This window comes from Corallococcus sp. CA047B, assembly GCF_003612065.1.
Taxonomy (GTDB): Bacteria; Myxococcota; Myxococcia; order Myxococcales; family Myxococcaceae; genus Corallococcus; species Corallococcus praedator.
Window position 1 is genome coordinate 1 of the sequence record NZ_RAWD01000087.1, and the last position, 18,460, is coordinate 18,460.

Annotated in this window: 17 protein-coding genes; 1 reads left to right on the forward strand and 16 read right to left on the reverse strand. The window is 71.4% G+C overall.

Annotated features, from left to right (window positions below):
- Positions 1-159: 159 nt before the first annotated feature.
- Positions 160-2,661: a leucine--tRNA ligase gene (gene leuS / locus D7X74_RS15930; protein WP_120533820.1), complete on the reverse strand. Its 2,502-nt coding sequence runs from the start codon at positions 2,659-2,661 to the stop codon at positions 160-162.
- 238 nt (positions 2,662-2,899) lie between these two features.
- Between leuS and asnS the strand changes: the two genes are divergently transcribed.
- The gene (gene asnS, locus D7X74_RS15935; protein WP_120533821.1) at positions 2,900-4,300 is read left to right on the forward strand and encodes an asparagine--tRNA ligase; all 1,401 of its coding nucleotides are present in this window, start codon (positions 2,900-2,902) and stop codon (positions 4,298-4,300) included.
- 70 nt (positions 4,301-4,370) lie between these two features.
- Here the strand turns inward: asnS and D7X74_RS15940 are convergent, their stop codons facing one another.
- The 15 genes from D7X74_RS15940 to nusB all read right to left on the reverse strand — a co-directional run bounded on the left by D7X74_RS15940 (position 4,371) and on the right by nusB (position 18,456).
- Positions 4,371-4,778 carry a cupin domain-containing protein gene (locus tag D7X74_RS15940; RefSeq protein WP_120533822.1) on the reverse strand — a complete coding sequence of 136 codons (408 nt, stop codon included), beginning with the start codon at positions 4,776-4,778 and terminating at the stop codon, positions 4,371-4,373.
- A 181-nt stretch (positions 4,779-4,959) separates the two neighbouring features.
- Complete coding sequence (locus D7X74_RS15945; RefSeq protein WP_120533823.1) at positions 4,960-5,850, reverse strand: NAD(P)-dependent oxidoreductase; 891 nt, start codon at positions 5,848-5,850, stop codon at positions 4,960-4,962.
- Positions 5,851-5,875: 25 nt separating this feature from the next.
- Positions 5,876-7,606 carry a putative ABC exporter domain-containing protein gene (locus tag D7X74_RS15950; RefSeq protein WP_120533824.1) on the reverse strand — a complete coding sequence of 577 codons (1,731 nt, stop codon included), beginning with the start codon at positions 7,604-7,606 and terminating at the stop codon, positions 5,876-5,878.
- Entirely contained in the window at positions 7,603-8,382 is a 780-nt protein-coding gene (locus D7X74_RS15955; protein ID WP_120533825.1) for an ABC transporter ATP-binding protein, read from the reverse strand. The genes D7X74_RS15950 and D7X74_RS15955 overlap by 4 nt, the downstream gene beginning before the upstream one ends.
- A gap of 21 nt (positions 8,383-8,403) precedes the next feature.
- On the reverse strand, positions 8,404-8,790 hold the full coding sequence (locus tag D7X74_RS15960; RefSeq protein ID WP_120533826.1) for a response regulator: 387 nt from the start codon (positions 8,788-8,790) through the stop codon (positions 8,404-8,406).
- 70 nt (positions 8,791-8,860) lie between these two features.
- Entirely contained in the window at positions 8,861-9,904 is a 1,044-nt protein-coding gene (gene cheB, locus D7X74_RS15965; protein ID WP_120533827.1) for a chemotaxis-specific protein-glutamate methyltransferase CheB, read from the reverse strand.
- On the reverse strand, positions 9,904-10,776 hold the full coding sequence (locus D7X74_RS15970) for a protein-glutamate O-methyltransferase CheR (RefSeq protein WP_199732790.1): 873 nt from the start codon (positions 10,774-10,776) through the stop codon (positions 9,904-9,906). The genes cheB and D7X74_RS15970 overlap by 1 nt, the downstream gene beginning before the upstream one ends.
- A 13-nt stretch (positions 10,777-10,789) precedes the next feature.
- A complete protein-coding gene (locus tag D7X74_RS15975; RefSeq protein WP_120533828.1) occupies positions 10,790-12,781 on the reverse strand; it encodes a HEAT repeat domain-containing protein in 1,992 nt (663 codons plus the stop codon).
- A 438-nt stretch (positions 12,782-13,219) separates the two neighbouring features.
- Positions 13,220-13,615 carry a hypothetical protein gene (locus tag D7X74_RS15980; RefSeq protein WP_120533829.1) on the reverse strand — a complete coding sequence of 132 codons (396 nt, stop codon included), beginning with the start codon at positions 13,613-13,615 and terminating at the stop codon, positions 13,220-13,222.
- A gap of 46 nt (positions 13,616-13,661) precedes the next feature.
- Entirely contained in the window at positions 13,662-14,189 is a 528-nt protein-coding gene (locus D7X74_RS15985; protein ID WP_120533830.1) for a chemotaxis protein CheW, read from the reverse strand.
- A complete protein-coding gene (locus D7X74_RS15990) occupies positions 14,186-14,749 on the reverse strand; it encodes a chemotaxis protein CheW (protein WP_120533831.1) in 564 nt (187 codons plus the stop codon). Before D7X74_RS15990 ends, D7X74_RS15985 begins: the two co-directional genes overlap by 4 nt.
- A gap of 35 nt (positions 14,750-14,784) precedes the next feature.
- Positions 14,785-17,118, reverse strand: coding sequence for a chemotaxis protein CheA (locus D7X74_RS15995; protein WP_120533832.1), 2,334 nt, complete (start codon positions 17,116-17,118; stop codon positions 14,785-14,787).
- Positions 17,115-17,489: a response regulator gene (locus tag D7X74_RS16000; protein WP_120533833.1), complete on the reverse strand. Its 375-nt coding sequence runs from the start codon at positions 17,487-17,489 to the stop codon at positions 17,115-17,117. The genes D7X74_RS15995 and D7X74_RS16000 overlap by 4 nt, the downstream gene beginning before the upstream one ends.
- A gap of 56 nt (positions 17,490-17,545) precedes the next feature.
- A complete protein-coding gene (locus D7X74_RS16005; protein WP_120533834.1) occupies positions 17,546-18,037 on the reverse strand; it encodes a M17 family peptidase N-terminal domain-containing protein in 492 nt (163 codons plus the stop codon).
- A complete protein-coding gene (nusB, locus tag D7X74_RS16010; RefSeq protein ID WP_120533835.1) occupies positions 18,034-18,456 on the reverse strand; it encodes a transcription antitermination factor NusB in 423 nt (140 codons plus the stop codon). The genes D7X74_RS16005 and nusB overlap by 4 nt, the downstream gene beginning before the upstream one ends.
- Between the last annotated feature and the right edge of the window lie 4 nt (positions 18,457-18,460).

Consider the following 18,460-nt stretch of genomic DNA (forward strand, 5'->3'; position numbering starts at 1 on the left):
GTCCATGGACGCGGGTGCGGGGGACGGCAGGGGCGCCTCCGGCAACACCGCGTTGCAGAAGGCGCAGCGGCGCCGGGCCGCCGTCTGGGGGCGCCCGCAGGCGGAGCACATGACGAGCACTTCCGCGGGCACCGCCCCTCCCTTCCTTCAGCCCTGGCGTCAGCCGACGACGAAGTTCACCAGCCGCTTGGGGACGAAGACGAACTTGCGCAGCGTCTTACCCTCCAGGGCGGACTTCACCTTCTCCTCCGCCTCCGCCGCCGCGCGCACGTCCGCCTCGCTCGCGTCCGCCGCCACGCGCACCTCCGCGCGCAGCTTGCCGTTCACCTGCACGGCGTACGGAATCACGTCGTCCACCACCAGCGCCGGGTCGAACTCCGGCCAGGCCTCCGACACGGTGACGGCCTTGGCCCCGTAGGCCTCCGCCAGCTCGTCCGCGATGTGCGGCGCGAACGGGGTGAGGATGCGCGCGAGCAGCCGCACCGCCTCCGCCATGGCCGCCTTCTCCGCCTGCGTCTCCGGCGTGCCTACGGCATAGAGCGCGTTCACGCACTCCATGATGCCGGCGACGCCGGTGTTGAAGGACAGGCGCTCAATTGCCTCGCCCACGCGCTTGAGGCACTTGTGCGCCGCGCGGCGCGTCTCCAGGGCCTTGCCCTCGTAGGGGCCGTCGTATGTGACGTCCGCCACGGCGGCATGGTGCGTGGCGGCCAGCGACCACACGCGCTTGAGGAAGCGGGAAACGCCCTCCACCTGATCCGGGGACCAGTCGAAGTCGCGCTCCGGCGGGCCCGCGAAGAGCACGTAGGTGCGCGCCGTGTCCGCGCCATACTTCTGCACGATGGTGGACGGGGCCACGCCGTTGCCGTAGCGCTTGCCCATCTTGCGGCCGTCGGCGCCGTTGACGATGCCCTGGGTGATGAGTCGCGTGACGGGCTCGTCCACCGGCGACAGGCCGAGCAGCTTCATCACCCGGGTCCAGAAGCGGAAGTAGAGCAGGTGCATCACGCCGTGCTCGGGGCCGCCCACGTACACGTCCACGGGCAGCCAGCGCTTCGCCTCCTTCGGGTCGAAGGGCGCGGCGTCGTACTGCGGCGACAGGTAGCGCGCGAAGTACCAGCAGGAGTCCACGAACGTGTCCATCGTCTCCGCCTCCCGACGCGCGGGACCGCCGCACTTCGGGCACGGGGTGTTGACGAAGGACGCGACCTTCGCGAGCGGGGGCTCCCCCTTGCCGGTGAGCACCGCCTGCGTGTCGATGTCCGGCAGCCGCACGGGCAGCTGATCCAGCGGCACGGGGATGCCCTTGCGCTCCGGGTCGCACTTCTCGCAGTAGACGATGGGGATGGGCGTGCCCCAGTAGCGCTGGCGGCTGAAGCCCCAGTCCTTCTGGCGGTACGTCACCGTCGCCTTGCCCTTGCCGTCCGCCTCCAGCTTCGCGGCCATCTTCACGCGCGCTTCCGCGGAAGGCAGGCCGGTGAAGTCCCCGGAGTCCACCAGCACGCCGTCCTCGGTGGACGCGGCCTCCAGCGTCTCCCCCGCGCCCAGCTTGTCACCGGCGGCCGGCTGGATGACCACGCGCACGGGCAGCGCGTACTTGCGCGCGAAGGCGAAGTCGCGCACGTCGTGCGCCGGCACGCTCATCACCGCGCCGGTGCCGTAGTCGCTCACCACGAAGTTGGCGATCCAGATGGGCACCGGCTGCCCGGTGAACGGGTGCAGCGCGTGCGCGCCGGTGAAGACGCCTTCTTTCTCCGCGTCCTCGCCCAGCCGCTCCGTCTTGTTCTGCGCCGCCATGCGCTTCGCGAACGCGTCCACGTCCGCGCGGCGCTCTGGCGTCGTCACCTGGGCGACCAGCTTGTGGTCCGGCGCGAGCACCACGTAGGTGCAACCGAAGAGCGTGTCCACGCGGGTGGTGAAGACGCGCAGCGCGGCGTCATGGCCCTGCACGCGGAAGTCCACCTCCGCGCCATCCGAGCGGCCAATCCAGTTGCGCTGGGCGGAGGTGATGCGGTCCGGCCACTCCTTGAGGGTGTCCAGCGCGTCGAGCAGGTCCTGCGAGTACTTCGTGATGCGGAACGCCCACTCGGGCATCTCCTTGTCCAGCACCTCCGAGTCGCAGCGCTCGCAGCGGCCGTCCTTCACCTGCTCGTTGGCGATGACGGTGTGGCAGCCGGTACACCAGTTCACCTTGCTGAAGCGGCGATAGACGAGCCCGCGCTCCAGCATCTGGAGGAAGAACCACTGGTTCCAGCGGTAGTACTCGGGCGAGCTGGTGTTCACCTCGCGCGACCAGTCGTAGCTGTAGCCGAGCGTCTTGATCTCCGCCTTGAACGACTGGATGTTCTCGCGGGTGCGGATGGCCGGGTGGACGCCGTCCTTGATGGCCGCGTTCTCCGCCGGCAGGCCGAAGGCGTCCCAGCCCATGGGGTGCAGCACGTCGAAGCCGCGCATCAGGTAGTAGCGCGCGTAGACATCCCCGATGAGGTAGTTGCGCACGTGCCCCATGTGCATCGCGCCACTGGGGTACGGCAGCATCTCCAGGACGTACTTCTTGGGGGCCTCCGGACGCCTGCCTGCCCGGAAGACGCCCTCCTGGTCCCAGCGGGTCTGCCACTTTCCTTCAATCGACTGCGGCTCGTAACGCTCGTTCATCGCCATGGCTTTTCAGTCTCTTAGCGGGAGGTGCGACATGCGGGCAACAAGTCTTGCCGCGTCGAAGGTCCGGACCGTCCGCCCCCGTGCGGCCTGCCTCCCCGGACGGCCAGCAAGTCCCGGAACCTGACCGGCAGCCCCCCATGTGGGTGCACCGGGCCGGGGATGGACTTCGCTCGGTGCTTGCCCTCCGGCCCGGGCGCGACTAACTCGCCTTCCCGGTCTGGCGCAGAGGGAGAGCACCATGCAGGTCGTGAGTGTGAAGAGGGCCCTGTCGGGGTCGGTCGAGGCGGGCTCGAAGGTGGAGGTGCGCGGCTGGGTGCGGACGCGCCGCGACTCCAAGGCGGGCATCAGCTTCGTCAACGTGAGCGACGGGTCCGTGTTCGACCCCATCCAGGTCGTCGCACCCAATTCGCTGCCCAACTACGAGAAGGAGATCCTCCGGCTCACCGCGGGCGCCTCCGTCATCTGCAAGGGCACCCTGGTGCAGTCCCAGGGCAAGGGGCAGGCGTTCGAGATCCAGGCGGACGAGGTGCAGGTGCTGGGGCTGGTGGATGACCCGGACACCTACCCCATCACGCCCAAGCAGCACTCGCTGGAGTTCCTGCGGGACGTGGCGCACCTGCGCGTGCGCACGAACACCTTCGGGGCCATCACCCGCGTGCGCAACTCCGCCATGCAGGCGGTGCACCGCTTCTTCCACGAAGAGGGCTTCTGCTGGGTCAACACGCCCATCATCACCGCGAGCGACGCGGAGGGCGCGGGCCAGATGTTCCGCGTGTCCACGCTGGATGCGTCCAACCCGCCGCGCGGGCCGGACGGGAAGATCGACTGGGGCAAGGACTTCTTCGGCAAGGAGGCCTACCTCACCGTGTCCGGGCAGCTGAACGTGGAGGCGTACTGCCTGGCCATGTCCAAGGTGTACACGTTCGGCCCCACGTTCCGCGCGGAGAACAGCAACACCACGCGGCACCTGGCCGAGTTCTGGATGATTGAACCGGAGATCGCCTTCGCGGACCTCAACGAGGACGCTGCGCTGGCGGAGCGGTTCCTCAAGTACGTGTTCAAGGCGGTGCTCAACGAGTGCGCGCCGGACATGAAGTTCTTCGAGGAGCGCCAGCAGAAGGGCGTCACGGAGCGGATGGAGAAGTTCATCGGCTCCAGCTTCGAGCGCATCGACTACACGGACGCCATCTCCATCCTCCAGAAGGCGAAGAAGAAGTTCGAGTACACGCCGGAGTGGGGCAAGGACCTGCAGACGGAGCACGAGCGCTACCTCACCGAGGAGCACGTGGGCCGGCCCGTGGTGGTGATGAACTACCCGGAGGCCATCAAGGCCTTCTACATGCGCATCAACGAGGACGGGAAGACCGTCGCCGCGATGGACGTGCTGGCCCCGGGCATCGGAGAAATCATCGGCGGCAGCCAGCGCGAGGAGCGCCTGGATGTGCTCGACGCGCGCATGGTCAAGTTCGGCCTGAACCCGGAGCACTACCAGTGGTACCGCGATCTGCGGCGCTACGGCACGGTGCCGCACGCGGGCTTCGGCCTGGGGTTCGAGCGGCTCATCGTCTACATCTGCGGCCTGCAGAACATCCGCGACGCCATCCCCTACCCGCGCGTTCCGGGCTCCGCGCAGTTCTGATTTTCACGGGGTGCCGGACCGGGGCGGAAGTCGCCGCCCGCGGTCCGGTGCATTCCCGGAGACACCCGGCCTACTGGAGGACGGAGGGCTGTGCCTCCTCCTCCTTCTCCTTGGGCTCCTGGATGCGGGCGTAGTCCTCCGCGCCGGTGAAGTCCACGGCGCGGCAGGGCTCCTTGCCCACGACCCAGGCATCGTGACCCGGGGGAATGAAGGCGACGTCGCCCGGTCCCAGGTCGAACTCCTGGCCGTCCCGCATCTTGACGTGCAGTTGTCCGGACAGGATGCACGTGGTGTGGATGACCTCGCAGAACTCGGTGCCCGCGAGGGGCTTCACGTCCTTCGACCACTGCCAGCCGGGTTCGAAGACCCCACGGCCGATGGTGAGCTCTCCGAGCTTCAAGACATCCGCGGAGCCGTGCGCGACGAAGGGTCGGTGCTCGTCGGAATCGCCGAGCTTCTTGATGATTGCGCGTGCCATGACTGTCTCCTCCAAAAAATGGAGGCCGTGCCCAGCTGTCGCTCAGCCGACCTCGGGTCCACGGGAAATCTGGGGGCCGCGAGCGCGGGAGCACAGGCCGCGCTCGCGGATCCTCCAGGTGGGCCCTCGTGACCATGGCCGACGGGCAGCGTGGCGGGTGCCCGGAAGGCCCCGCGCCTGCTCAGGACTTCTTCTGGAGGCCCGCGCGCTCCTGCGCGAGTGCGCCCAGCGCGGACCAGTCCTCATCCCCGCGCCCCTGTGCGACGCCGGTGAGGAAGTGGTCGCGCAGGAGGCTCGCCAGCGGCAGCGGCACCTCGGCGGCGCGCCCTGCTTCGAGCGCGAGCGTCACGTCCTTGAGGCCCAGACGTAGCGCGAAGCCCGCCGGGGTCGTCTGTCCCTTCGCGATGGCGCCCGCGTAGTTCTCGAAGATGGGCGAGCGGGCGAAGACGGACTTGAAGACGTCCAGGAACGCGGCGCGCTCCACGCCGGACTTCTCCGCCAGGGCGAAGGCCTCCGACAGGGCCTCCATCATCGACGCGATGAGGAAGTTGCCGGACAGCTTCACCACGTTGGCGGACGAGGGCTTCTCCCCCAGCTCCGTGAGGCCCCGCCCCAGCGCCGTGAGCAGCGGGCGCACGCGCTCCACCTGCGCCTTGGGGCCGGCGGCGAGGACCCAGAGCTGCTTGCCCTCGGCGGCTTCCGGACGGCCGAAGACGGGGGCGGAGACGTAGCCCTGGCCCGCGTCCGCGTGCGCCTTCGTCAGCCGCTCCGACAGCGCGACGGAGATGGTGCTGGAGGAGACGTGGACCGCGCCCTTCGGCAGGGCCCCCACGATGCCGTCCGGACCCAGCGCGGCGGCTTCCGCGGCGGCGTCATCCGCCAGCATCGACACGACGACCTCCGCGTCACGCGCCGCTTCACCGGGCGTCTTCGCCACGCGCGCGCCCTGCTGTTGCAGCGGCTGCGCCTTGGAGGCGGTGCGGTTCCAGACGATGACTTCATGGCCCGCGCCGAGCAGGTTCTTCGCCATCGGCGCGCCCATGTTTCCCAATCCGATGAAGCCGACCTTCATGGGGATGCTCCCTTCGTGCTCGCATTCAACCTTCGTTGGACTGTTCCTCGGACACGTCCAGCCGCTCGAAGGCACGGCCCAGGACGGCGACGCCCAGCGCCACCTCCGCGAAGAGTGCCCCCGCCGCCACCAGCCCCGCGAGCGGCACCGCCCAGCGGCCCATGACAGTGAACAGCGGATAGCCCACGAGGAGCGCCACCACCGCGGCAGGCAACAGTCCCAGGAACGTCACCACCAGCGTACCCACCAGCGTGAGCAGCCGCTGACCCAGGGCCTCCACGCCGCGCGCGCGCTCCGAGTCCGCGGGGATCCACGCGGGCAGCAGCACCACCGCCGCGTTCTGCACGAACAGCCCCGCGAGCCCCAGCGCCGGCAGCACCGACAGGAGCCCCAGCACCACCGGCGTGGACCACGGCGCGAGCGTTTCGTCGTCCGTGCCCACCCCCAGCACCAGCGCCACCAGCAACATCACCCACTGCGCCGCACTCAGCGTCAGCGCGGACGCCGCCAGCTCCGCGCCCACCACCTGTCGCCCCGTGAGCGGCAGCGCGCGCAGCAGCTCCAGCTTCGGCAGGTCCATGCGCAGGTCGGTCCGGAACGCGCTCGGACCGATGACGGCCATCGCCACCGCGACCATCAGGCTCATGGGCCCCAGCAGCTCGCGCGTGTTGGAGAACAGCCGCGTGTCGCCCAGCACCAGCGCCACCAGCGCGCCCATCACCACGAAGCCCAGCAGCACCACCAGGCCACCGCCCAGGCGCTTGCGGGCGATGAGGTTCTTCCACACGAGCGCCACCTCCGGACGCCCCCGAGCCTTGAGCAGGAAGGGCACGCGCCCCACGCGGATGTTCCCTCCGCGCGCGGACCGGTTGCCCCGCCGGGCCTGCTGGCGCGTCCGGGCATCCGCCCCGGCCACCGCTGAGTCCTCGAAGGGCACCTCCACCGCCAGCACCCAGGCGTAGTGCGCCACGAGCAACGCGAGCGACGCGGGCAGGTAGCGCAGGAAGTCCTGCGTGCTGCGCGCCATGGAAGGGGCCACGAGCGCTCGGCCCGGCCACAGCACCGCCCGGGGTCCGGGCGCGTCCAGCACGTCGCGCACCCACCCGCGCACGACGAAGGGGGCGCCAGCGTTCGCCGGCCAGGGATGCGCCTGCAACGTGGTCACGAGCGTGCCCATCACCGCCAGCATCAGCAGCCCCACCAGCGTCCAGCGCACGGCGCTACCCCAACGCCCCTGGGACACCAGCCACGCGCGCACGAAGGACGCCGCGGTGCCGTGCAGGTACAGCGTGCCCATGGCCAGCGCGGCGCCCAGGAAGAACAGCTCCGGCCTTGGACTGGTGAAGCGTCCCACGAAGACCGTCGCCGCCAGCGCCGCCAGCGACGCGCTCAAGAGGCCGCGCAGCAGCTTGTAGTGCAGCAGGGCCTTGCGCGTGACGGGGGCCGGGAAGAAGTACTGCACCTCCGTCTGCGTGAAGGTCAGCGCCGGCCGGTCCGCGCCCAGCACCCACGCCGTCACCAGCGTGCCCAGCACCGACACCTCCAGCGAGAACTCCGCGAACATCCGCGCGTTGGGGGACACCGCCCGGCCCGTGCCCTGCACGAACACGCTGCGCCCCACGAGCGAATACAGGTACGCGAGTCCCACCAGCGCGCCCAGCAGGTAGCGCGGACGCTTCAGCCGCTGCACCTGACGCACCAGCCGGTTGCGCCAGGTCCGCGCCCACAGGAACGCCACCGCTCGCGGGAAGCTCACGCGGCCCCAGGCCCCGGCCCGGACGCGCCCGACTCCTCCGAGGCCGCGCTGGTGATGCGCACGAACAGCTCCTCCAGCGACGCGCCGTTGCCTTCCCCACCGGCCAGCTGCTCGCGGATCTCCGCCAGCGTGCCCAGCGCCACCGCCCGGCCCCCGGCGATGATGAGCAGCCGGTGGCACAGCTCCTCCACCAGCGGCAGCAGGTGCGACGACAGCACCAGCGCCGTGCCCTCCTCCGCGCGCCGCTTGAGCGACGCCTTCATCCGCCGGATGCCCAGCGGATCCAACCCCGTCAGCGGTTCATCCAGGAGGATGAGCCGGGGCTGGTGCAGGAAGCCGCACGCGATGGACAGCTTCTGCTTCATGCCCCGCGACAGCTCGCCCGGCAGCGACTTCTCCCGGCCCGTCAGCTCCATCTCCTCCAGCAGCGCGCGGCCCCGCTCCTCCCAGTCCTCCACGCCGTAGATGCGCGCGGTGAAGTTCAGGTGCTCCCAGACGGTGAGGTACTCGAAGAAGCGCGGCTCATCCGGAAGGAAGGCCAGCGCGCGCTTCGCCTCCACCGGCGCCACCGCCAGGTCGTGCCCCGCCACCCGCACGCGGCCCACGGAGGGCGGCAGGATGCCGGCGAGGCAGCGCAGCGTGGACGTCTTGCCCGCGCCGTTGGGCCCGACGAGGCCCAGCACCTCGCCCGGGGCCACCTGGAACGTCAGCCCCCGCACCGCCTGCACCGCGCCGTACGTCTTCTCCAACCCCTCGACGTCCAGCGCCGGTTCCATGCGTGCGTGGGCCCCAGAAGCTCAAGCGAGCTTCAGCAGTTCCTTGACCGTCTCCAACACCACCCGGGCCTGCACGGGCTTCACCAGGTAGGCGCTCGCGCCCAGGGCCATGGCCCGCGCCCGGTCCGCCTCCGCGCCCTCCGTCGTCACGACGACGATGGGCACGCCCCGGTGCTCCGGCGCCTTGCGGATGTGGCTGATGAGCTTCAGCCCGTCCATCAGCGGCATGTTGATGTCCGTCAGCACCAGGTCGAAGCGGCCCTGGGTGGTGAGCACCTTCAGCCCCGCCACCCCGTCCTCGGCCTCGACACAGACGACGCCCGTGAGCCGCTGGAGCGCGTACATGATGCTGCGGCGCATGGCCTGCGAGTCGTCCACCACCAGCGCGCGGATCTGCTGCTCCGACATGCCCGACAGCCTAGCACCCGCGCGCCGCCCGGCCCGGGATTGTGCGGGGGCCTGTCCGGGAACCACCGATTCACTGCCCGGTGGACTGCCTCCGCCTGCGCACCAGCGCGGCCAGCTCCGTCCCCATGGCGTCCAGGGTCAGCACCCGCGTCACCGCCCCGGTGGCGATGGCCTCCTTGGGCATGCCGAACACCACCGCCGTGTCCTCGGACTCCGCCCAGGTCTCCCCGCCCGCGCGCCGCACGCAGCGCACGCCCAGCGCGCCGTCCGCCCCCATCCCCGTCAGCACCACCGCCACCGCGCGGGAGCCCAGCACCTCCGCGGTGCTCTCGAAGAGCCGGTCCACCGACGGTGCGTACTTGTCCGCGGGCACCGGCCCCGGCGTGCGCAGCTCCATCCGCCCCGCGCGCTCCGTCAGCACCAGGTGCCGCCCGCCCGGCGCGATGTAGACGTGGCCCGGCGCCACCACGTCGCCCTCGCACGCCTCCGTCACCGTGAAGGGGCCGATGCGGTCCAACCGCTCCGCGAAGGCCCGGGTGAACTGCGAGGGCATGTGCTGGCTCACCAGCACGCTCACGGAGGGCTCACTGGCCAGCCCCTCCAGCAGCCGCTGCACCGCCGGAGGCCCGCCCGTGGAGGCGCCCACGGCGATGACCTGGGGCGCATCCCCCGACAACACCGAGCTGCGCAGCGCGGCCCCGTGGCGCGCCCCCGACTTCACGTGGCGGGCCGCGAACACCTTGTCCAGCAGCTCGCGCCGGAGGATCTCCAGCGCCTCCGGCGTGCTCCGGGGCGGCTTGGCGATGAAGTCGAACGCGCCCAGCTCCAGCGCCTTGAACACGTCCGACTTGTGCGCGTAGCTGGAGATGACGATGACGGGCGTGGGCGAGGCGCGCATCAGCAGCCGCAGGAAGGTGTGGCCGCCCAGCCTTGGCATCTCCAGGTCCAGCGTCACCACGTCCGGCTTCAGGTCCAGGACCTTCCTGAGCCCCTCCTCGCCATCGCCCGCCCAGTCCAGCACCATCACCTCGTCGGAGGACTCCAGCAGCGTGGTGAGCGTGCGGCGGTTGGTGGCCGAGTCGTCGATGACGAGCACCGTGAGCGGGCGTCCCATCAGCGGCCCTCCCCGTTCGGCAGCTCCGGCCGGCGGTACACGAGGTCGCCCTTGAGGTGCACCAGTTCGAAGTCCGCGCCCAGGCTGAGCAGGTTCTCCGCGTGGCCCAGCAGCAGGTAGCCACCGGGGCAGAGCCGGTCGCGGATGACGCCCAGCACCCGGCGCCGCATCGCCTGGTCGAAGTAGATCATCACGTTGCGGCAGAAGACGACGTCGGTGCGCGGCACCAGCTGGCTGGTCGCTTCGTCCGCGAGGTTGTGGTGGCCGAAGCTCACCCACGCCCTCACGTCGTCGCGCACGCGCACGCGGTTGACCCCCGCGGGCACGAAGAAGCGCTCCAGCAGGTCCGGCGGCGTCGCGCGCAGGGCGCTGGGCCCGTACTCGGCGCGGCGGGCCACGGCCAGCACGCGGCGCGACAGGTCCGTGCCATGCACCTCCACGTCCCAGTCGTCGAAGCGGCCGCTGTCCTTCAGCAGCATCGCCACCGTGTACGCCTCTTCGCCGGAGGAACAGCCCGCCGACCACAGCCGCAGCCGCCGCGTGCGCGCGTTCTTCTTCTCCAGGAGCGGGAGCAGCTCCTCGCAGAAGGCCTTGAGCTGCGCGGGTTCGCGGAAGAAGTACGTCTCGTGCGTGGTGAGGGATTCCACCGCCGCTTCCAGTTCCGCGATGCGCTGGGCGTCGTAGCGCAGGTAGCGGTGGTAGGCGCCGAAGTCCGCGAGCCCCAGCGCTTCCAGCCGGGGCCACAGCCGGCGCTCCATCACGAACTTCATGTCCTCGTGGATGAGGATGCCGCAGTGGGCGTAGACGTGGTCGCGCAGGAGCCTGAACTCCTCCAGCGTCATCTCCGGACGGCCTTCGTCGAAGCGTGGCATGCGCGGCTTCCCCTCAACGCCCTGACAACCGTGCCACCGCGTCCACCAGCGCCCGCCGGGCCAGCGCGTCGTGCTCCACCGACAGCGCCTGCTGGAGCACGGGCAGGCACTCGGGGCGCCCCAGGTCTCCCAGCACGCGGGCCGCCGCCGCCCGCACGTCCCACCGGGGATGCCCCACCAGGGACACCGCCAGCGCGGCTCCGTCCGCCGCGCCGTCCGCGGACGTCAGGGCCGCGAGCGCCGCCTTCACCACCTCCGTGTCGGGGTGGCCCAGCGCGTCCCACAGCATGCCGGAGCCCACCTTGCCCAGCTTCGCCAGGGCCCGCACCGCCAGCACCGCGAGCGCACCGTCGCCGTGACGCACCAGCGCTTCCAGGTCCAACGCGCGCTCCGTCGCGCCACTCACGCCCACGGCCTCCACCGCGGCCAGCCGCACGGCGCGGTCCTCGTCCTTCAGCGCGAGTCCCAGGAAGCTGCCGGCCTCCTTCCCGCCCTGCCGTCCCAGGGCCCGCACGGCGGAGATGCGCACCGGCGCGGATTCGTCCGCCAGCGCGCCCCGCGCCAGCTCCAGGCCCGCGTCGCCGCTCACCCGGCTCGCCGCCTCCACCGCCGCCGCGCGCCATGGGGCTTCCACGTCGCGCGCCAGCCGTCGCAAGAGGGGCAGCACCTTCGCGCCGCCCAGCCGGCCCAGCACCGCCACCGCGACGGGCGTCGTGCGCTGCTCCACCGCCGACTCCAGCGCCGCCAGGGCCGCCAGCGGATGCACCACGATGAGCTGATCCAGGGCGCGCGTCGCGGTGCCCGACAACGAGGGATCCGCGAGCAGGTCCACCAGGGGGATCAGGGCCTCCGCAGAGCGCGTGCGCCCCAGCGCCCGCACCACCACCGCGCGCAGGTCGTCCTCCGCCCACTCCAGGAGCGCGCACAGCTCCGACACCGACGTCGCGTCCACCAGCAGCACCAACGCTTCCGCCGCCACCGTGCGCGCGGGCAGCGACAGCGCGCCCATGTTCTTCAGCAGCAGCCGGCGGCCATCCGCGCCCAGCTGCCCCAGCGTGAAGAGCACCTCGCGCAGCAGCCGGTCCTCGCGCGCCACCTCCGCCACCGCCAACGCCAGCGACGCCTCGCCCAGGGCTCCGGCGGCCACCAGCGCTCCGGCCCGCACACGCACGTCCTCCACGTCCAGCGCCTGCGCCACCCGCTCCGTCATCTCCGGGATGCGCGACAGCACCGAGCGCGCCACGGCGTCCAGTTCGTTGCGCTCATAGGGCCCCAGGCCCGTCGCCTGAGTGCCCAGCGCGACGAGGGCCGCCTCGCGCACCGAACGCACGGACGAGGCCAGGGACTGGCAGATGCGTTCGGTGGACACGCCCGGAGGGCACAGCCCCAGCAGGCGCAGGGCGCTGCGCTGCAGGAGCGGTTCGTCCACCAGCGCCATCACCCGCGCCGTAGCCGGAGCCTTGCGCAGCGCCGCCAGTCCCTCCAGCGCGGCCAGCCGCATCAGCGACGTGTCCGCGTCCAGCAGGTCCTCCAGCGCCCGCACCGCGGCCTCGCCGCCGATGCGGCCCAGGGCTTCAGCGGCGGACACGCGCACGTTGAGGTCCACGTCGGAGAGCGAGCGCAGGAGCACGTCCTCCACCTCCGCGCGGCCCAGGTGGCCCAGGATGTCCACCGCGAGCTTGCGCTGGTCCGGATCCTCGTGCTCCAGCAGGTGCATCAGCGGGCGCAGCACCACCGTGCCCATGCCGGCCAGTGCCTCCGCCGCCGCGTTGCGAGCACCTGTTTCGCCCCGCTCGCCCAGCACGGAGATGAGTCGCGCGGCGACACCCTCCGCGTCCGGCAGGCGCCGCAGCCCTTCCGCCGCCGCGTGTCGCACGCGCCAGCTCTCGTCGTGCAGTCCCTCGGTGAAGGTCTCCAGGGCTCCGGGCGCGCGCGGATCCACGGCCTGAAGCGCCCGGTACCGGACCTCTTCCTGTCCCGCGAGGGACTGCACCGCGTCGCTCATCCGCCGTACTCCTCCGGTGGCCGCTCCTGCGTCAGTCCCCATCCTGCCCGAAGAACCCCGGAGTGTAGATCCCCACCGCCGTCCGACGGTCCCTCCGGGCCGCTCACGCCCCCGGATTCCGGAGCCCACCCTTCCTGACGCAAACACCCCGGAGAGGAGAGTCCCGGCGGAAGACGGGCAGCGACAGGGGAAGGGCACCCACATCCGTTCCCTGGCCACCCGGGGCGGCGGCGCCGCGGGTGCATGTCTCCGCGGATCCCCGTCACGGATCCCAGCAACGCGACGAGCGCGCCCGCCCACCTCCGCGCGTGCGAGTACACGTCCCCGGTGGAATCACCCGCCTCGCTGACAAGCCAGGCGAGCGCCCCGAAGCCCATCCGCGTCCGCGAACAAGGGCCGACGTGGAGGAGCCCCGGCCCAGCGCGGCGCGACATCCACTCAGGTCGCCCAGGCCGTCGTCTCCGGCTCGGAGTCCCAGCCCTCCTGGCCGAAGAACCAGAGCGAGTAGATCCCCATCACCGTGCCCACCGGGAAGCTTGGCAGCGCCAGGATGGACAGCACCAGCGCCGTGCCCTTGGACACCCGCCGTCCGCGCACCAGGGCCAGGCCCACGGAGAGTCCGGCGATGGCCAGCACCAGGACGAACAGCGTGAAGCCCATCATCGCCTGGACGGGCAGGCCTTCCCACACGGGCAGCCGCGTGGCCCGCCCGGTCGAGATGTGGGCCAGGATCCACGTGGCGTAGGCGAGCACTGCCGCGCCGAGCAACGTCAGCGCGTGCACGAAGAGGTAGAGGAAGCCCAGCGCCGTCCGATGCCCGCTCAGGTCTCGCATGAGGACCTGCTCTTAATCACCAGGACGCGGGACGAAAGCGCCGGACTCAACCCGCCGTCGGACCTCGCGACTCCCGGTCCAGCTCCGCGCGCAGCAGCGCCTTCAGGTCCAGCAGCAGCCGCAGCCGCGTCGGCGGGCCACACACGCCCACGACGAAGGGCGTGCGGCCCGCGGCCATCAGCGCGGGCGCGGGCTTGATGTCGCCCTTGCGCACGCGCAGCACCTCCGCGACCCGGTCCACCCGCACCGCCACGCGCCGCGTCCCCAGCCGACACACGAGCAGCCGCGTGCGCTTCGTCTCCGGCGCCTCCTGGCCCAGCAGACGCCGCCGCAGATCCACCACCGGCAACATGGCGCCGCGCAGGTGCAGCACGCCCTCCACGAAGGCGGGCGCGTGGGGAATGGGGATGACGCGCTGGGGCGGGAGGATCTCCTCCACGCGCATGATGTCCAGCACGTACTCCTCGTTGCCCACGAAGAAGGCGCACAGCTGCACCTCCACCGCGTGCGCCGGGACTTCATCGGCCGTCACGCCACGCGGACGGCGGGACAGCAGGTTCACGGGGTCCGTCATGGGGCGAGCGCCTGCTCCGGATCCAACAGGATGTAGAGCTGCGAACCCTTGCGCCCCAGCCCCGCCACGCAGTCGCGGTCCCCGCGGATCCCCGCCGGGGACAGCTCCACCATGGACGGCTTGAGCCGCACCACGCCCGCCACCGAATCCACCCAGACCCCCGCGGGCCCGGCGTCCGTCTTGAGCACCAGGATGCGCGCGGCCCGGGGCGGCAGGCCCGCGTCCGGCCCCGCCACCAGCGGCGGCACGTCCGACAGCCGCAGCCGCAGCTTGATGTCGTAGACGGGCAGCAGCTCCCCGCGCAGGTTCATCACGCCCAGCAACTGCGGCTCCGAGCGCGGAATCTCCGTGAGCAGCGGCACCTTGCAGATCTCCCGCACGGTGAGGATGGGCACCGCGTAGCACTCGGCCTCCAGGCGGAAGGCCAGGTACTCGGTGGGCTCCTCCTCCACGACGCGCGAGGCCAGCCCGTCGCTGCCCGCGGCGAAATCCAGGAGGCCGCTGACGTCCTCGTCCGGGCGGTAGAAGAACGCGTCGAGCAGGGCTTCGAAACGGGACACGCCCCGGAGGATAGCAGCCCCCCGGCACCGGTGCCTCAGGCGCGGCGTCGCTCCTGCGCGATGCCCTCTTCCAGCAATTCCGCGACATCCAGCACCAGCACCGTGCGCCGGTTGCCCAGGTCGGTGGCGCCGGAGATGCCCTTGACGCCACTGAGCCTGCCGCCCAGCGGCTTGGTGACGATGTCCTGCTGGCCGAACAGCTCGTCCACGGCGATGCCCAGCCGCTGCTGCGCCAGGCCCACCACCACGACGAAGTGGCGGTTCACCTCGCGCTCCGGCAGGTGGAACAGCCGCCCCAGCCGCAGGAAGGGCAGCGTCTGCCCGCGCAGGTCCAGCATCTCGCGGCGCTCCACCGTGCGGATGTCCTGGGGCTGCACGGAGAGGATTTCCAGCACGCTGTTGAGCGGCACCGCGTAGGTGCGGCCGCTGACGCCCACCACCAGCGCGCGCACGATGGCCAGCGTCACCGGCAGCGTCAGGTGGAAGGCCGTGCCCTTCCCGCGCTCGCTCCACACATCGATGATGCCGGAGAGGTTGCCCAGGTTGTTCTTCACCACGTCCAGGCCCACGCCGCGCCCGGACAGCGCGCTGACGCTGGAGCGCGTGGAGAAGCCCGGCAGGAAGATGAGGTTGAGCAGCTCGCGCCGCGTCATCTCGCTGATCTGCGACGCGCTGACGAGCCCCCGGGACAGCGCCACCTCGCGAACGCGCACCTCGTCGATGCCGGAGCCGTCGTCGCTCACGCTGATGAGGACGTGGTTGCCCTTCTGTTCGGCCCGGAGCCGCAGCAGCGCGCGCCGGGGCTTGCCCACGGACAGCCGCGCCTCCGGCCCCTCCGCGCCATGGTCGATGGCGTTGCGGATGAGGTGCATCAGCGGGTCGCTCAGCTCCTCGACGATGAGCTTGTCCAGCTCCACCTCGCCGCCCGTGCTGACGAAGTCGATCTCCTTGCCCGCCTCGCGAGCAATCCGCCGCACCAGCCGCGCCAGCTTGTCGAACACCTGGCCCACCGGGACCATGCGCGCTTCGAGCAGGCCCTCCTGCAGCGCCTCCAGCTTGCGCTCCAACTGCCGCGTCTCCCGCGACAGCTCCTGGCCGAACAGCTTCGACAGCGCCACCGTCCCGTCCTGCCGGGACGTCTCCGCCAGCCGCTGGAGGTTGGCCTTGATGAGCAGCAGCTCGCCCACCATGTTGATGAGCCCGTCCAGCCGGCCGATGTCCACGCGCACCGTCTGCGTGAGCGAGCGCAGCGACGTCTCTTCCGGCCGGGGACGTCCCGCGGGCACCGGCGCGGACGCGGCGGACTGGAGCCCGAGCGTCGTGGCCGAAGGGCTCTCCACCGCCCGCATGCGCGGAGGGCTCCCCGAAGGCAGGGCCTTGATGCCGGACGGCGGCGCACCGGACGGCGCGGTGTCCGGCTCCGACGCTCCGGCGTCCGCCGGCAGCAGCGACCGAGGGGCCCCCGCCTCCAGGGCCAGCGGCTGGGAGCGCGGCCCCTTCTTCTTGCGCTTCACACGGGGCGCGGCGGCCGCTTCATTGCCCGCGCTCTCGGGGGGCGCGGGGGCGGCGTCCGGCGACCGGGGCAGCTCGAAGGCGGGCCCGGCCTCCCCTTCTCGCGGCGGGCGCACGGCCAGCGGCTCCAGCTCCGCGGGCGTGCCCTGGAGGCCCGCCTCCAGCGCCTGCGCCGCCACCTTCGCGCCGAAGATGAGATCGAACGCGATGCCGGTGGCGCCGCCGGGGCGCGACGAGGGCAGCGTGCTGATGACCTCGCCCAGGGGCTTGAGCCGCGCGTTGAGGTCCGCGAGCCCCTGGTCGAAGTCGGAGAGGTCGAACGCGGCGCGCACGCACCACAGCGCCACCCCGCGCCGCACGTTCTCGCGCAGCCGGTGCTCCTCGTACTCGGTGAAGACGGCGCGCACGGAGGCGTCCAGCTCCAGCCGCTCCAGCGGATCCTCCTCCACGGCGGGCGGAGGCGAACCCATCCGCGACAGCCGGTCCTCCATGGCGCGGGTGCGCCGGGTGAGGTCCTCGCCCTCTTCCCCCCGCGACGCCTCCCCGAGCAGCGACTGGAAGGTGTCCAGCGCGTCCACCAGCGCGTCCAGGACCTGGTCGTCCAGCGTCAGCCGGCCCAGCCGGAGCCTGTCGAGCAGGTCCTCCGCGGCGTGCGCGAGCTGGGTGATGCGCTCCTGGCCGAAGAGCCCGGACAGGCCCTTGAGCGAATGCGCCGCGCGGAAGATGCCGTTGATGTGCTCCGGATCCGCCTCCTGGTCGCGGGCTTCATCCAGCGCGAGCAGGTCCCTTCCCAGCGCGTCGAGGATCTCCGTGGCCTCGGCGACGAACTCCGCCAGCGCCTTGCCCCCGGGGCTCACAGCGGCTTCAGGAAGCGCCGCAGGAGCGCCTCCAGGTCCTCCGGCTGGAACGGCTTCACCAGGTAGCCCGCCGCCCCCAGCGCCATCCCCCGGGTGCGGTCCTGTTCACGCCCCTCGGTGGTGACGATGATGAGCGGCACGTCCCGGTAGTTGGGGTTCTTCTTGACGAAGTTGATGAGTTCCAGCCCGTTGATGTCGGGCATGTTGATGTCGGTGATGATGAGGTCGAAGCGCTGACGGGGAAGCAGCTTCAGGGCCTCGAAGCCGCTGGCGGTGGTGACGGCCTCGATGCCGTCCACGGCCTCCACGGTCGCGGCGATGTGCTCGCGCGACACCTTGGAGTCCTCGACAATCAGCACCCTGAACTTCATCGCGCGCACGCCTCGGAGACCGGATGCTAGCAGAACACCCGCCCGAGCGCAGGGCGTCAGCCCTTGCGGGACGACAGCGACCCGACAAGCCCCTTGTCCGCGAAGAGGGACACCCGGGCCCCCTTGAAGGCCGGCAGGAACTGCTTCTGGTACGCCTCCGCCCGAGCCGGGTCGCTCAGGCCCACCCCGCCGGGGACCTCCAGGGCCACCGACTCCACCTTCGCGCGGCTCAACACCTTCGCCGCCCCAGCCAGCGCTTCACCCAGCGCGGCCGCGTCCAGGCGCTTTCGCGACCCCAGGCCCACCACGAAGATGCGCGGCACGGAGAACTTCCCGTCCGAGGGCAACAGGAGCCAGTCGTCCTTCACGCCGGTGAAGAAGCCGCCCTGGAGCACCCGGGACAGGACGCCGCACAGCCGCCAGTCCACGTAGCCCGCGGTGGAAGGCAGGGGCCGGTCGTCCTCGGCCACGAAGAGGCACAGGGCGTCCACCCCGGCCAGCGCGTCCAGGCCCTCCAGGCCCACGTCCAGGGTGGTCGTCTGGCTCACGGCTTCCCGAGCGCCACCGCGACGCGGTCCAGGAGGCCGTTGACGAAGGCGCTCGACTCCTCCGTGCCGAAGTTCTTCCCCAGCTCCACCGCCTCGTTGATGGTCACCTTGCGGGGGATGTCCGGGCGGTACTTCAATTCGAAGATGCCCAGCCGCAGCACGTTCCGGTCGATGCGGGACATGCGGTCCAGGCGCCAGTTGTGGCTGTGGCGTTCGATGAGCGCGTCGATCTCCTCGCGGTGGGTCTGCACCCCGTCGACCAGCTCCTTGGCGAACTTCACCGCGTCCGGCTCCGGCTTGCCGTCGTCCGCGGAGGCGGCCCACGCCGAATCCAGGGCATCCCGGGCGGCGCCCTGGGCCATGTCCAACTGAAAGAGCGCCTGCAACGCCCGCTCCCGTGCCGTTCTGCGCGCGCCCATGCGG